Origin of the sequence: Granulicella cerasi (assembly GCF_025685575.1) — a bacterium.
GTDB lineage: Bacteria > Acidobacteriota > Terriglobia > Terriglobales > Acidobacteriaceae > Granulicella > Granulicella cerasi.
On sequence record NZ_JAGSYD010000003.1, the window covers coordinates 795,958 to 810,678 of the forward strand.

Genomic DNA, 14,721 nt, shown 5'->3' on the forward strand with positions numbered 1-14,721 from the left:
AACTCGGCTCAAAAACGGGCTGCAACTAGCGCCACAAGATTGAACAACCTCCCAGAAAGGCACCTCTCCATGAAGCTGATCCCAAACCTTCGACTCATCTCTGTGCTCTTATGCGGGACGCTCCTTCCTTGCACGGTCGTTGCGAGCCCGACGGATGAGCCTCAACAGGCTCCTTCCGTCAAGCCGCAGGATCGAACTCGTGTGTCGGGCGATGTCACGGACCCGTCTGGGGCATTAGTTCCCAACGCCGACATCGAAGCAAGCTCAAGCAACGGCTTGCTGGTGCAAAGGATCAAGGCTGATGCAGTTGGCCGCTTTACGACGGAACTCCCTGAAGGAACCTACGCTTTCAAGGTATCCGCCGATGGATTTGCTCCGTACGTCACGCAGATTCGTGTGGGACGGAAGGCACTCACTCTCAGGGCGCAACTCGTCATTCTTGCAGCGGAAGCAAGTGTTCAGGTGAATGCCGCCTCGGTTGAACTGAGTACATCAGAAGACGCAAACAAGAATGGAATCGACCTGAAGGGCGATGAGCTGGCTACGCTCTCCGATGACGATGCCACCTTTCAACAGCAACTTCTCGCCCTCGCGGGAGACGACGGCTCCCATCTCCCGCAGGTCTATGTGGATGGTTTCTCCACCGGAAAGTTTCCACCGAAGAGCGCGATACGCGAGGTCAAGATCAACCAGAATCCATTCTCGGCTGCTTTTGATGCGATGGGTCTCGGAAGAATTGAGATCTTAACGAGGCCGGGTACCGGCTCTCTCCATGGTGGCTTTGATCTGTACGGTAACCCATCGGCATTCAACTCGAGGAACCCATTTCTTCGACAGGCTGAGCCGAGCTATTACCGTTTGCATACTGTTGGTCATCTCAGCGGTCCACTTGGTAAGAAGACATCGTTTTTCGTCAGTGGCGATTACTACGATCAACAGAACAACGCGGTCATCAATGCGCAGTCGGTGGACAATACAGGGAGCATCTACAGCATCTCGGAAGCTGTGCCCGATCCCACGAAGACGGAACAGTACAGCGCCAGGCTGGACCGGCAGTGGACGGATAGCAACACGTTTACGGCCCGATACGAACTCGACCGTGTAAGCCAAGAGAATGGTGGCCTTACTCAGTCGGTCCTTCCGAGCGGTGCGAGCAATTCTGTTCTCACAACACAGACATGGCAGCTACGCGATACGCAATTCATCGGAGCGAATCTCGAAGCTGATTCAGGATTTCAGTGGATTCGGGCGCGAACCGTTCAAAATCCTCTAAGCAGTGCCCCAACCGTTCAAGTCTCCGGGACCGTCACCGCAGGAGGAAGCCCTCTGCAGGCTTTGAACGATCATCAAGATCAACTCGAATTCCAGGAGAATGTAGCGTACCAGCACAAAGCCCATCTCCTGCGCTTTGGTATACGCTACCGTTTTTATCGAGACGCAAATCTCTCCACGACAGGCTTCAACGGCACTTATACGTTCAACAGCCTAACGGCCTATCAAGCGTCGGTGCTCGGAACACCCAGCGCATCGCAGTTCCAAGTGACTCTCGGCAATTCCGCGTTTGTAGCTACCACAGGGGATTTTGCAGCGTGGGCGGAGGACTGGTCTGACCGATATTTTGTACCAGTTGGATTGTTAGTGTAGCGCAGTGATCTCCGAGTTCGGATCGATGCAGGATGCGGCAGGTGGAGGAGGCGTGAGCGAAGCGCACGGCTCCTCCGCCTGCCGAGAGGCTGATGCCAGCCAAGCCTCTGGCGCTGGCGGTCTGTAGTCCAGCGAGGAGTGTGGTCTGGCGGTGTTGTAGTGCTTGCGCCAGCGTTCGGCAAGTACGCGCAGTTCCTTGATCGAGTAGAAGATCTCTCCGTTCAGGAACTCATCACGCATCTTCGAGTTGAAGCTCTCGCAGTAGCCGTTCTCCCACGGTGAGCCGGGCTCGATGTAGGCTGTCTTTGCTCCCGTGTCCGCGAGCCATTTGCGAAGATCGTGCGCGACGAACTCAGGGCCATTGTCGGAACGCAGATGCTCAGGCACGCCCTTTATGACCATCACATCGGCCAGCGCGGCGATGACCAGCGCGGACGACCATCTGCGTTCCACGCGCACCAGCAGCGCCTCGCGCGTGTGCTCGTCGATCAGATTCAACGCACGCGCCATGCGGCCGTCATGCGTGCGCACGCTCACGAAGTCATAGCTCCACACATGGTTGGCATGCGTGGGCCGCAGCCTCACACACGAGCCGTCGTTGAACCACAGACGACCACGCGGCTTCTGCTTCTGCGGCACCTTCAGACCTTCACGTCGCCAGATACGCTCGACACGATCCTTGCCGACCTTCCAGCCCGCTCGCACCAGCAGCGCCGTGATCCGTCGATAGCCATACCGGCTATACTGGCCCGCCAGGGTGATGATCGCCTGCGTCAGCTTGTCTTCATTCGCCCGTTGCGTCGGCCGATAACGCTGCGTGCCGCGTGGCTGCTTCGCCAGACGGCACGCTCGTCGCTCAGTTAGGCCATGCCGCTGTTGCGCATGCTCCGCAGCCTGACGCCGACGCTCCGGGCTTAGAAGTTTCCCGAGGCGAAGTCCTTCAACACAAGATTATCCAGGCTCAGGTTCGCCACCAACCGCTTCAGCTTNCGCGTCCTTGCACGCCTGAACCGTCGTCTTCCCGTTCGCAACCGCCACTTCAATCTGACGCAGCAGGTTCACTACCTGCTCCGCACTATGCTTCTTGCCCCTCGGCATATCAAGCTCCTTGTACTCAGTCTCTATCACTCAGACTGGTACAAAAAACGCCGGGCAGACCAGGACGAATGGCAACTCCAAAAGAACCTCACGCTCGATGTAGGAGTCAGATTCGAGACGCAATCCGGGATACCGGATCATTCCGACCCCTCGCCCCATTTTGGCATTGCCTGGGCACCCTTCCGAAGCAAGCAACGACAGTCTCTCCTCGTGCTTCGTGCTGGTTCGGGAATCTACTATGACCGTTTCTCTATCGGGAACCTCGTAACGACCACGCGGCAAGGCAACCCGGCTCTGCAACAAACATATACAGTAGACGACCCACAATTTTTCAGCACTACGGTCCCGTCACCTTCAGCATCATGGACGCTAACGACGTACCGTATTTCACCTGACTTGCGCTCGGAATATGAGATCGATTCGAGCGCGAGCGCGGAGATAAGTCTTGGGAAGCGGGGCTCCCTAGCATTCACGTTTCTCAACAAAGTTCAAAAGCACCAATGGGTCTCCATCAACGCGAATGCACCGCGAGTTGATGGGACGCGACCTTTCGGAAACGCTGCGGGCAACATCTATGAATTCGTTTCCGGAGCAGAAGGTCTCGGTAACTGGTTCTACATCGACCCGCGTATCAAAATAACAAAGAGTCTCACAATGAGTGGTCACTTCAACTTCAAACGGCAGACCGCCGACACGTTCGGACCAACCTACTTCGCGTCGAACAGCTACGACATTCATCAAGACTACGGACGGAGTCCATCGGATCGTCGCTATTCTGCCTCTGTATCACTGAGCGATACGCTGAAATGGGGTATCCGGATGGCTTGCTTTCTCAATGCTAGGGCCGGAGAACCTTTCAACATCACCACCGGAGCGGACAATAACGGAGATTCCATCTTCAATGATCGTCCATCCTATGCGAGTGCTTCGTCGGACCCGGCCAATGTCGTCCATACGAGCTATGGCGATCTCAATCTAAAGCCGCAACCGGGAGAAAGGATTGTCCCGATCAATCTAGGACACTCAGCGGGGCCGTTTGTGTCAGTGCAGATGCAGGCCAGCAAGACATGGAAATTTGGCTCACGCAGGCTCCCGAGTGGCGGCGATGGCAAATCCAACTTGCGCAGAGACCCTCGCTACGATTTGAACCTTTCTGTGGAAGGGCAAAATATTACGAATACCGTCAGTCCCGCACCGCCCGTAGGCGTTCTCAGTTCACCGTTCTTTGGCAAGTCAATCGCAACATCGAACAATTTTCTCGCGACCAGTGCCGCCAACCGCACGTTTGCGGCTCATCTATCGCTCTCATTTTGAAATGGAGTGTGGCATTAGAACCCTCTAATTTAGGGCCTCTCACACCATAAAGGGGAAGATTCCAAGGAGGAGGAACTTGACTCCTTGGCGCGCAGCCGGCGAGCGGGGCCGGAGTCAAGCGAATGAGGGTGCAGGGGGAAAACAGCATGTGTTCCCCCTGCCGCCGCTATCGGCGCAAGAGGAAGGGCGGCAGGTTCGCCGCCCTCAAAGGAATGGAATCGTCTAGGCCGCTTTCTTGGCGGTCTTGGCTGCTGGCTGCGGTGCCTTCTTCGCTTTATCCTTGGCCGCAAATTCCTGCCGTACCTTCGATGCGATGCCATCGGTGTCCACCTTGTAGGCGATGGCGGCTTCCTTGAGAACGGAGCTTGGATTGCCGCGCGAGGCCGCCAACAAAATGCAGGTCTCCACCAGCAACCGCGAGAGGGTTCCCTCATCGGCACGACGAAGGAAAACACTCAGGGTCTTCTGCAAGCCGCCATCGTCGCGCTTCTGGCGGATACCGTGTTGCCGTGTCAGCGTCTCGATGCGCCCCTCATCAAGCACCGACACCAACCGCTCGATAACAAACAGCAGGTCACGCTTGAGCAAGCGCACCGGAACGGCTGCACCAATCGCAGACAAGACACGGAGGCCAGTGATGTTCGCGATGGCCTGCTCTTTCCGCTGCTTCTCCTGCTCGGCCTTCCAGCGTTGATCGTCGCGGTCGGCCTTCTGCTTTGGATGATGCACCGGGCAGGACGGATTGGCGCAAACCTTGTGGAGAGTGCCAATATCAGAGCCTTCGGTGATGATGGCTTCGGTGGTGAACTTGCACACCTTGAACTCCGGGCGCTTGGCTTCGTCGGTAGACTTCGGCTTGTCATCCCGAATGGCGGTGTACTTATTGCGTGGCAGGACAGGGCTACCTTCCTTCTGCCCACCGTAGGCCGAGCTGATCTGCACCAACTCCGGTCTCGCAGCAATGGTCTTTGCTACATGCGCAGAGACTTTGGCCTGATAGCAGTTAGGGTCGGTGCAGCGGTCGCCCTGCCTGCCAAGGTCATCCCCGAACAGCAATTTGTTATGCCCCGTCCGCTTGGGGCAATCGGCACAACTGCCAGCAGAAGGAACAAGCTGCGCGTCACGCTTATTGAACGGTGCATCCTTCAAGACAAGCAGGATATTGCTGTCAATCCAGAATTGCAGGTTGCGGACAGGCAGAAGAATACGAGCAGGTTTTGAGGCTCCGTTATAGACCTCCTTGAAACACGCCTTGAGCGCTTCCTCCTGTTGGTCGGCTGGCAGCTTCGCCAGTAACAGAGCGTGTCCCACGCCAATCTCATCGGCATAGAAGGCATCGACAGCGGACGGGATGAGGTCGGTCAGCTTGAGCCTTTGCGCAACGAACGCAGGGCTTTTCCCGACACGCGCTCCGATCTGCTCGATGCTGTACTTGGGTTCCTCCAAGTCGAGCAACGCACGGAATCCCTGCGCTTCCTCCATCGGATGGATTTCGCTTCTCACAAGATTCTCAACCAATTGCGCCTCCAATGCCTCGGCATCGGAGAGGTTGACGATGCGGACAGGCACGGTCGGGGTTTCCGCCATCTGCGCGGCGCGGTAACGCCTCGCTCCTGCGATGATCTCGAAGCCGTTCTCGGTGATGGGTCGCACCAGCAACGGAGACAGAACGCCCTGGGTGCGGATGGAGTCGGCCAACTCCTTCAAGGCGGTCTCCTCGAAGGTGCGGCGCGGGTTGGTCTTGGACTCATTCAAGAGAGACAGCGAGACATTGCGATATTCGGTGGCTTGGATGACTTGGGTTTCCATGATGATGTGCTCCTTTCGAGCGGTTGCAAGGGATGGTCACGGAGCGGCACACGTCGGGCATGGTTCCGCTCCAACGGAGCGGACTAGCCGAGGATGCACTTGTCCGTGAAGACTTCGGAGAAGCCCTGCGCACGCAGGTTGTTGTCCCACAGCTTGGCGAACTGCTCGTGTTGCTGGTGAAGCTGCGTGTGATAGCAGTAATTGCCTTCCTGAATGAAGCGGCTCCACTGCTCGACACCTGCGTAATCGTTCCTCCAATAAAACGCGTTCAGGTGTGCGCCACCGGCGAGACCAAGCTCGAAGCACATCTGCGGGTCACGCATGGCATCGCCATTCTGGATGCCGTAGTGAGCAACGGACAGCGCGGGCAGACCGCACGGGCCGGACTCATCCACGGCCTCGATGACGAGTTCCATATAAGGCGGGTTCTCGATCTTGAGGTAGAGGCTGGGCCGCCAGCCTCCTGCTTTGCGAAGGATGTCGAGTACGGTCTTCATGCCGCTACCTCCGCGAGTTCGTCGGTGGCGGCTTCTTCCGCGATGTGCGGTTCCAAGGCAGCAAGGATGACGCTGGCGGTCTGCTGGATGACTTCCAAGCTCTCGGCCAGCAATGAGGCGTTGCCGTGGTAAAGCTGGATGTAATCGGCGGACGCGGAACCCGTCACCAGACCAACAGCCTTACCGACCACAAAGGCCACGGCTTCGGCCTCTGTCTCGCGTACGGTCTTGGTGGTTGCCGTACGGCGTTCTGCCTTGTGCAGGAGTTCATGCGCCGTCTCGTGTACCAGCGTCGAAAACTCTTCCGCTTTCGACTGTCCGGGCAAGAGCGCGATGCGTCCGCCATAGCTCATGCCGAGGGCTGGCGCGATGTTCGGGTTATAGGAAAGCGCGATGCCCTTGCTCTTGAGAAAGTCGGCCAGCCGCTCCAAGTTCTCGCCGGGGTCGCCGGAGACCTCGCGCATCTCCGGCAGGTCTACGCCGTCGGTCTGGGACACATCGAAGACGTAGGCATTGCGGAAGCCAAGCAACACGCGCTCGTTCTGCTTGGTAATGTCTTTTTGCGCTTCCTCGTCCTTCTTGCGGCGAACGCCGACGATGGGGGCAAGGATGCGGATGCCTTTCTGTCCGGCCTTCACATTGCGGCCAAGATTCTTCCATGTCCAGAACCCGGCTACTCTGGTTGCGGTGGGCATCTGCCGGGCAATCTCCAAGACGTTCCCGAAGGAATACGAATGGAAGCGGCTCATGGCGGTGAGGTAGTTGGTGAGGGCTTCGGAGTGTCCTGCCTCCAACTGCTCAATCAGCAGCTTGATGTTGGCGGCGATGAGTTCCTGTTTGGTGGAAGGCTTCTTGCTGTCGATGGTGGCGACGTTGCTGGTGGTGGCTGTGCTGCTCATGGTGGCTTCTCCTTGTCGGCTTTTGCTGTTGCACGTCCGCGTTGAACGCGGCATGTACATGCCGAACGCCTCCTGGCGAAGGCGGGGGGTAGCAAGTGCAAGGAGAGGGGGATCACCCACTCTTGGAGCGGAAGCAAAGCTGGAGCGGAAAGAGCGAAGGGCTGCACAAGCGGAGCGCGGAAGCCTGGGGAGACTCCTTGCGGGCGCGAGGGGGCAGAGCCATCCTTAGGAAGGCTTGTCTGCATTAGTGGTGCGCTTCAGCGCACCGGATTCACAGGGTTGGGCGTTGCGGGCGGGAACGGCCCGCAGAGGTGGGGCGCGGAAGACGCAACGGCGTCTGAAGCTGGGAGGAGGCATCCTCCCACCAAAGGTAGGCGTCCATTTAGTGCGCAGAAACAAGTTGAGCGACGGCATCGAGCGGAACTATCCTTGATGGTTAAAGGTGCGATCTGCTCTATGTCCTCGTTCGACTATTCCGCGATAGCTGCCCTTCTCGGCGGGACCATCCCCGGTTCCCCGAGTAAGTTCACACAGCGTTACCTCGATGGTGTCGTGGCCCGGTGCAATCGCCGCATCGGTGTCCTTCAAGATCGTATTGATGGTGTGGTAGAAGGCAGGGTAATGCCGGATCGGGACGACGTCACGATTGGCAGCGGGAGACAGTTTAATCTCGCGATCCTCTTCCTCGACATCTGCGGGTTTTCGAGCAGGCCGAACTGGACGGGCGATGAGCAGAAAGCGGTTCTCAAGACCATGAACATGTTCATGGCGGAGATGCTCAGCATCGTGCACGATTTCGGTGGAACCTATGAAAAGAACACCGGTGACGGATTCATGGCGTACTTCGGAGAGACCGGAGGCACGGTCTCGGAACGCATCAAGCCCGCTGCGGAAGCGGCCTTGGTGATGCACTACATCAACGATGTCTATCTCTCGCCCTGGTTCAGCAACAACGGCATCGCTCCGATCAAGTTCCGTATCGGTATCGACTACGGACCAGTGACGATTGCGCGAGTAGGAATTCACGGAGAGAAAAGTAGCCTAGTCGCCATCGGAACCAGCGCTAATATCGCAAACAAGTTGATGCTTCGGATTCCGAACGGCGGCATTTGTATTGGAGACGAGGTCAAACGGAACCTTCCCAACAATTGGGGAACCACGTGCCGACAGTGTGACGAGCCCTCCGGCTTCGTATACATCCAGACTCAGGTTCCATATCTAGCCTGGGAACTCAACCACCGCTTAAAAGCGCCGATTGCCTAATGCCCATGCCTGAATCCGAACCGCCGATCTCCAAGACTCCGCTATCGCCGCCAACCCAACCGCTAGTGCCCAAGCAGCCAGCCTCCGGTGAAGGGATGCGAGAGGCTGCGCCCATGAGTGTGCTGCAAGGCGCCGCTCCGCCCTCTCCCCCAACATTGGACGACGCAGCCAAACAGGCATTCCTCTGGCATGTTCACGACTATCTAGGAGAGTATGCGCGATTTGCCGATACGAAAGCCGCGTTTGCCGGAACCTTGGCGGGTGGCGTGCTCGGCGCGCTGTACGGCGGCGGGCTGTTTTTGCCCTTGTTTGCCGCTAGCTACCGATCTTGGACAACAATCTCCTGGTTGACGGCTGGAGCTGGGATTGTCCTTGCAACTGTCATTGGGCTCGCGATCAGCACGGTCTACCCGAGGTTGCGCTCTGCGGGCGATCAGGGGTTCATCTTCTGGCGGAACATCATCGCCTTCAAAGACGCTACTACTTTTCGTACCTCGTTCGATTCTCAATCCGCGCATACATTGAACGAGCACCTGCTCAATCAGAACTTCGCGATAGCTAAGCATGTCTGCACGCCAAAGTATCGCAAGATTTCGGTCTGTCTCCTCCTGCTGGGCATCGGAGTGGCTTTGGCTGCGGGAGCATTCCTGCTTAAGGAACGGCCATCTCCCATCGGATGCAAGTCCTGTACTACAGGCTTGGTCCGAGACCAGCATTGACCTATCGTCTCGCTACTTGGATGGCCGTTGTAGATCTTTCCAGCGCGCGTACTGCGATTTGTGCTCTGCATCATTTCGTTCATAGCCTTGCAACCAGAATCTAAACCAGTCGACATCTCCCTGCTGTGACCAGTACCTCTCCAACGGCTTGTGAAGGATATGTTGACCATCCGGGATCTCGACGAAATCGACCGCACGGTGTAGCTGATGCAGGACCGCATAGGTCTCCCATTCTCCTAGTACCGAGGCCTTTCCGATTGCTTCTAGACGAAGTGGAGTGGTCAGCTTGTCTAGGTTAAATCCCGCTGCCCGCTGTAACCACATGCTCAATCCGCCGGCCCAGGGTGGCGCACCATTCGCAGCTTCGTGATCCCGGCTGTTGATAACCATGCTGGGGCCGAAGAGTATAGCTGTCACATAGCTTTGATCAATCCCGTCGATGAGGGTGGCCGCTTTGTACAAGTGCGGTGAACGCTCAAGCGCCTTTTCGACATACCAATGAGTTCGACTAAATCCTATGATCCCCACTCGACTTTTATCGATGAGACCTTTTTGGTAAAGGGTTGAGATGGCGGTTTCATAGCCCCGAGCTGCATCGTCTGCTTCCTCCATGGCAGGACGCACATGTCGATCCGTACGGTCTTCCATTTGCAAAACAGCAATGCCTGAACAAGCTAAAGGCATTGCGGCGAATCCTGTCGTGTAGGCTCCATCCGCTAAAAACTCGTGGGGATTGGTGAGACCGTGGGTCTGAATGACAAGCGGGTATCCACCCACAGGCATCGGCGTAGGGGGAAGCAGCAGTGCCGCATGCCATACGTAATTACTGGAATCCGTCCAAGTGAGCAAGCTGCCTCTTGCGAGGAGGCGTCCACTCAACTGGGGATTCGGATTCCAGAGCATCTGCTTCTGTTCTCCCTGTTCCGCCCATAGCGTAGGAGGAACCGCGATGTCCTGGCGTACCGTCAGGTTTAGAGAGGGCGACTCGGAAGACTTCTCCGTACCCTTCCATTCATGATTGCCGTTGACGTATTGAACTTCGTGCGTCACTCCTTGTTTGGACCACTTTGCGACTAGTTCACCTGAGGCTCCTACAAAACGTACCGACACCAGATGTTCAGGTCTCTCTGGAAAGGCTACTTCAGTGACGCACTCAATCGCCCTATTTGCCAGCCTGTAGAGTGCGATGGCACAGGGTTTCACGCTGTTCGTCTCATCGCGGGAAGAGCTATCCAGCGGCAGGTAGGTATTCGTTAGTGCGATTTTTGCGCCGTCTGGTGACCAGACGGCTTGTGTCGTGTCGACGAAGCCAGTCGCATATCCGGTTGGGGTAGCTAGTAAGGGGCGGCTCTCGCCAGTATGCGTATCGATTAAAGCGTACCTCCAAGGCCATGTGTAGCTTTTTCCGTCTCGATTGTCGTTATACGAAGACGGAGAGAGCCGAACTGCATCGATCACGGATCGATAAGCGCTCCACGACGGCTGCAATTCCGGGACTGGTTCCGCAGTGACGATGTAGCGCCCATCTGCCGAAATAGCTGGCCGGAAACGCCTCACAGCTCCAACTGGATAAAAGGTATCGCTGGGCCGCGGATAAAGAACGGCTTTACCATTTCGGATAACACGCAGCTTCCATGGAAACTCAACAGATACCGAATCCGGATACAGTTCCGGAAATACGCTGTGGAGGAGCGTCTGGTCCGTTAGAACGGTTTCGTTTCCCGACGACGTGGAAGGCTCCTTTTGAAGGGCAACAACTTGTTGCTCAATCAAGGCTCTGGTGTTACCACGCTCGACGGCAGCCATAACGCTGCCCCTTGCGTCTGGCAGAACGTCCACGACACGTCCGGTGGAAACGGAAATGTCGAGGACGTGCCGTATGCCATCCGAACGTTCGACGGAGACAAACAAGGCAAGCGAATTGTCAGCCCAATCAAGGTTAGAGATGAGTGCTCCATACGAGGATGTCTGAAGCGCCTTTGGTGTACCCGTCCTCCGAAAGAGCAGGTGGAGATTTGGACGCTCCCCACCTGCGCGCAAGAATCGTTCGGCTTGCTGTGCGGAGAATAGCCACACACTGGATTCCAGCTTGTTGGTCTCCAATAGGCCCTTCGTTGTGACCACGGCGAACCACCGGCCGTCTGGTGAGCGTTTGGCTTGCGGACCGTCCAGTCTTCCATAGGGGTCGCTGAAGGTCGTCATCTCTATCGAATCGCGAACCGTAAACGTCTCTTTCTGGGTGTTTGTCTCCGCAAGCAGAGCCGATACTGATAGCAAACTACATACAAGGATTAAAGATTTCAGATAGCAGGTCATTTTGAGCTCCCCGCTAAAAGATCAGCTTCAGAGTGAACTGCATCGAACGAGGACCACCCTGCTGATAGAGCGAACTCTGGGAGCCGAGGCTCGCATTGAGCATCTTCGTTGCCTGGCCGAATTGTGCATCGGACAATGTCGGATCGATATAACCGAAGTTCGCGTGGTTGAGGATATTGAACGCTTCCGCCCTGAACTGTAACGAAAGAGGTTCCGCGATCACGAAATTCCGGCGGACGGCAACGTTGACCTGGTTCGCTGCGAAACCGCGCACAAAGTTGCGAGACGCATTACCGGCAGCGGTTCCCGTTGGGAGGGTGAATGCGGCTGTGGCTGGCGATACCTTCGGTCCACCGTTCATTGCCCTTCCGCCGGGGTATTGCGAACCGTAGAGATAAATAGGATGTGCAGGGTTGTAGTTGACGCCGCTGTAATATTGGGTGCCGGTGCTATCCACCAAGAGGTTTCCCGTGAGGGTAATGGGGAATGCCGACCGTATATTCAAACGACCATCTATGCCCCATCCTTGGGAGAGGAACGCCAGAGTCGAATGCTTCACACTCGAAGGGATATCCCAGCTCAATCCACCTTGGAAATTGTTCCGAACATCGAAATCGGAGTTGCCATACGTCAACGGGTAAGACGCATTCGTAGATCCATAATCGAGCGAATGGCTCCAAGTGTACGAAGCGAGTGCCTGGAGTCCTTTTGTCACGGAGCGTTGGAATTTGAGTTGGAGTGCGTTGTAGTTTGAGGTCACCCCGTTGGGGTAGTAGAGAATAGATCCGAAGTTGGGATTGAGGGAGGAGACATTTGAGAGCTGTCTCTGCAAGAGACGCCTCCCTGATGCCCCGACATATGTGAGGGTCATCGTCTGGGCACGTCCCATAGCCTGATCTAGTCCGATGTTCCATTGCAGCGTGTATGGCGCTTGAAGATGATGCGGGAAGACGTATACGACTGCCGAAGTGTAAGGTGCGGTGGCGTTAATAGAGAAGTTGAAGAGGGACGAATCGAATGGAAGTGCGACGTTGCTCTTCGAGACCAACGCTCGGTATCCAACACCGGTATAACCGGTTGCTGCGGTCTGGTTCCCGGTATCGTAGAAGACTCCGGCTCCTGCCCGAATCACAGTTTCATGACCTTGTTGCTGGTGCGCAGTCCACGCAATCCCAAGCCGAGGCGCGAAGTTGTACCAATAGGTTGACCAGAGAGGTGTACCCGGAGGCGCAAGCGTCAGCGTCGATGGTTGCTTGGGATTTCCATAAGCGGTGTAAGGGATGCGACCGTCGGTAGCTCCCATAGGCGGGTTGAACTCCCAACGGATGCCCGCCGAAATACTCACAGTGGGCGCTACTCTCCATTCATCCTGGGCGAAGACCGACAACTCATTGAACGTTGGGGTCGCCGGAGCTAGCTTATAGATGTATGCCGTCGTAGCGGCATTGCCGACCATTGCGGCGCGAGAATAAAAGTAGGCGTAGGTAGCGATCGCTGTTGGATTGAGTGGAGAAGTCAGATGCCGGTAATCCACACCAATGCGAACCTGGTGATGCCCTGTACTCAGGGCAACCGTGTCGGTCATATTCCACTGACGCAGGCCGTTCGATGCATTGTAGACATTCAGAGCAGCCGAACCAACTCCTGTAACGTTGAGGTACGGATAATACTGATACGTTGCGTAGGCTCCTGGAACACCAAAGAGGTCGTGGAAATTCCCGGGGTTCGCTCCACCAAAGCTATCAAGCGCACCAGTCTGCTTTGCTGTCGAGTCGGTAAAGCCCAATCGGAAGCTATTTGTTATTCCATGATTGAGCATTCCGTCGACACCAAGCGTATAGCTCACACTGTTCTGGCTCTGATGCAGCAGTGTTGACAATGTGCGGCTGGAGGTCGAGGTTGGTGTGTCGCTGTACCGGAAAAAGGAGTTAAGGCGACTCGTGAGGCGCTGGTCGAGTCGAATACTGGTCGAATCTACAGACCCGGGAAGCGAGTATCCGGCCACGAAGGGAGAGAGTCCGCTGAGGACTCCGGTAGATGTCAACAGTTCATTGCCAGTAGGAAGTGGGAACGCATTAAAGACTGGCTGAAGGGGAGCGGGAGCCGCACTACGGACGGCGGCTGAAGGAACGTACTGGAGAGTCGCCGCAGTGGGCTGAAGTAGTCGTAGACCTTCGTACGAGAAGAAGAAGAAGCTTCGATCCTTCCCTGAATAGAGCTTCGGAATAATGATCGGCCCGCCTAGCGTGCCACCGAAATCATTCTGGCGGAGTGCGGTCTTCCGTACACCGTTGAAATTATTGAACCAGTCGTTCGCATCAAAAACGTCATTCCGAAGGTAATCGAACGCCGTACCGTGAACCGCGTTTGTCCCTGCGCGGCTGGTGAATGAAAACTGACCGCCCGGGCTACGTCCATATTCCGCAGAGTAGGAAGAACTGGACACACGGAACTCCTGTAGCGCATCTACAGAGATGAGACTTTGCGTCGTTCCCAATGCCGTAGAGCCCGGAACAGATCCGGTGGTGCCACTTTGTCCTGTGCCATTTGGGAAACCGGCGCCCGTGTTCGCTGAAACGCCATCAAGAGTGTAATAGTTTGCTTCAGTTCGTTGACCATTGACACTGAAATCACCTTGCGATTGGACCGAGGGCGACGACTGAGGACTTGCTGTGATTACGCCCGGGGTCATCGAGATCAGATCTTGGAAGCTCCGTCCATTCAAGGGCATGTTCTTCACGAACTTCTGGTCCACGACTGTGCTCACTGAAGCATCACTTGTATTTATAAGAGAGCTTCCCCCGTCTACCGATACCTCCTGCTGCGCTCCTCCGACCTGAAGTGTCACGTTGAAAACGAGCGTCTGCCCCACCGTGAGCACCAACGGTCCGCTTGCCGCAGTGCTGAAGCTCGGTGCCTGCACGTAGACGCGGTACGAACCCGGATTCAGGAACGGAGCGCTATAGGCTCCGGCATTGTTGGTATGGAGCGTTCTGGTGGTTCCTTGAGATTGCTCCACAATGCGTATTTCGGCACCACGGATAACGGCACCAGAGGCATCCTGGATCTGTCCGGTGATCGCCGCCGTTTGGGCAAAGCACTTCATCGAGATAAACGTCAGACCTAGAAAGAAAACAAGACGGCAAAGAGAGCGCACGATGG

The 14,721-nt window shown here is 56.2% G+C and carries 9 protein-coding genes and 1 pseudogene; 4 read left to right on the plus strand and 6 right to left on the minus strand.

What is annotated here, in order from left to right; translation table 11 throughout:
• Positions 1-69: 69 nt before the first annotated feature.
• The gene (locus OHL11_RS12840; protein WP_263371899.1) at positions 70-1,644 is read left to right on the plus strand and encodes a TonB-dependent receptor; all 1,575 of its coding nucleotides are present in this window, start codon (positions 70-72) and stop codon (positions 1,642-1,644) included.
• On the opposite strand, the pseudogene OHL11_RS12845 reads toward OHL11_RS12840, so the two are convergent.
• Positions 1,636-2,742, minus strand: a pseudogene (locus OHL11_RS12845) (IS3 family transposase). The gene OHL11_RS12840 and the pseudogene OHL11_RS12845 overlap by 9 nt on opposite strands.
• Between OHL11_RS12845 and OHL11_RS17445 the strand changes: the two are divergent.
• Entirely contained in the window at positions 2,722-4,056 is a 1,335-nt protein-coding gene (locus tag OHL11_RS17445) for a hypothetical protein (protein ID WP_449555725.1), read from the plus strand. The pseudogene OHL11_RS12845 and the gene OHL11_RS17445 sit on opposite strands and share 21 nt — an antisense overlap.
• 222 nt (positions 4,057-4,278) lie before the next feature.
• Here the strand turns inward: OHL11_RS17445 and OHL11_RS12855 are convergent, their stop codons facing one another.
• From OHL11_RS12855 to OHL11_RS12865, 3 genes are all read right to left on the minus strand, one after another.
• Positions 4,279-5,865 carry a ParB/RepB/Spo0J family partition protein gene (locus OHL11_RS12855; RefSeq protein WP_263371901.1) on the minus strand — a complete coding sequence of 529 codons (1,587 nt, stop codon included), beginning with the start codon at positions 5,863-5,865 and terminating at the stop codon, positions 4,279-4,281.
• Between the two features lie 83 nt (positions 5,866-5,948).
• Complete coding sequence (locus OHL11_RS12860; RefSeq protein ID WP_263371902.1) at positions 5,949-6,362, minus strand: DUF6908 domain-containing protein; 414 nt, start codon at positions 6,360-6,362, stop codon at positions 5,949-5,951.
• Positions 6,359-7,261 (minus strand): ArdC family protein, encoded by a 903-nt coding sequence (locus tag OHL11_RS12865; RefSeq protein ID WP_263371903.1) that lies wholly within the window; start codon positions 7,259-7,261, stop codon positions 6,359-6,361. Before OHL11_RS12865 ends, OHL11_RS12860 begins: the two co-directional genes overlap by 4 nt.
• A 456-nt stretch (positions 7,262-7,717) precedes the next feature.
• Between OHL11_RS12865 and OHL11_RS12870 the strand changes: the two genes are divergently transcribed.
• Both OHL11_RS12870 and OHL11_RS12875 read left to right on the plus strand, forming a co-directional pair.
• Positions 7,718-8,524: an adenylate/guanylate cyclase domain-containing protein gene (locus OHL11_RS12870; RefSeq protein ID WP_263371904.1), complete on the plus strand. Its 807-nt coding sequence runs from the start codon at positions 7,718-7,720 to the stop codon at positions 8,522-8,524.
• 113 nt (positions 8,525-8,637) lie between these two features.
• Positions 8,638-9,243 carry a Pycsar system effector family protein gene (locus tag OHL11_RS12875; protein ID WP_263371905.1) on the plus strand — a complete coding sequence of 202 codons (606 nt, stop codon included), beginning with the start codon at positions 8,638-8,640 and terminating at the stop codon, positions 9,241-9,243.
• 12 nt (positions 9,244-9,255) lie between these two features.
• On the opposite strand, the gene OHL11_RS12880 is transcribed toward OHL11_RS12875, so the two are convergent.
• Together OHL11_RS12880 and OHL11_RS12885 are read right to left on the minus strand one after the other, a co-directional pair.
• A complete protein-coding gene (locus tag OHL11_RS12880; protein ID WP_263371906.1) occupies positions 9,256-11,445 on the minus strand; it encodes a hypothetical protein in 2,190 nt (729 codons plus the stop codon).
• A gap of 127 nt (positions 11,446-11,572) precedes the next feature.
• Complete coding sequence (locus tag OHL11_RS12885; RefSeq protein WP_263371907.1) at positions 11,573-14,716, minus strand: TonB-dependent receptor; 3,144 nt, start codon at positions 14,714-14,716, stop codon at positions 11,573-11,575.
• Between the last annotated feature and the right edge of the window lie 5 nt (positions 14,717-14,721).

What these genes read in the sequence shown, in the direction of transcription:
- OHL11_RS12840 (WP_263371899.1), top strand. Translation starts at nt 70, where the DNA reads ATGAAGCTGATCCCAAACCTTCGACTCATCTCTGTGCTCTTATGCGGG.
- OHL11_RS17445 (WP_449555725.1), top strand. Translation starts at nt 2,722, where the DNA reads ATGCTTCTTGCCCCTCGGCATATCAAGCTCCTTGTACTCAGTCTCTAT.
- OHL11_RS12855 (WP_263371901.1), bottom strand. Translation starts at nt 5,865, where the DNA reads ATGGAAACCCAAGTCATCCAAGCCACCGAATATCGCAATGTCTCGCTG.
- OHL11_RS12860 (WP_263371902.1), bottom strand. Translation starts at nt 6,362, where the DNA reads ATGAAGACCGTACTCGACATCCTTCGCAAAGCAGGAGGCTGGCGGCCC.
- OHL11_RS12865 (WP_263371903.1), bottom strand. Translation starts at nt 7,261, where the DNA reads ATGAGCAGCACAGCCACCACCAGCAACGTCGCCACCATCGACAGCAAG.
- OHL11_RS12870 (WP_263371904.1), top strand. Translation starts at nt 7,718, where the DNA reads ATGTCCTCGTTCGACTATTCCGCGATAGCTGCCCTTCTCGGCGGGACC.
- OHL11_RS12875 (WP_263371905.1), top strand. Translation starts at nt 8,638, where the DNA reads ATGAGTGTGCTGCAAGGCGCCGCTCCGCCCTCTCCCCCAACATTGGAC.
- OHL11_RS12880 (WP_263371906.1), bottom strand. Translation starts at nt 11,445, where the DNA reads ATGACGACCTTCAGCGACCCCTATGGAAGACTGGACGGTCCGCAAGCC.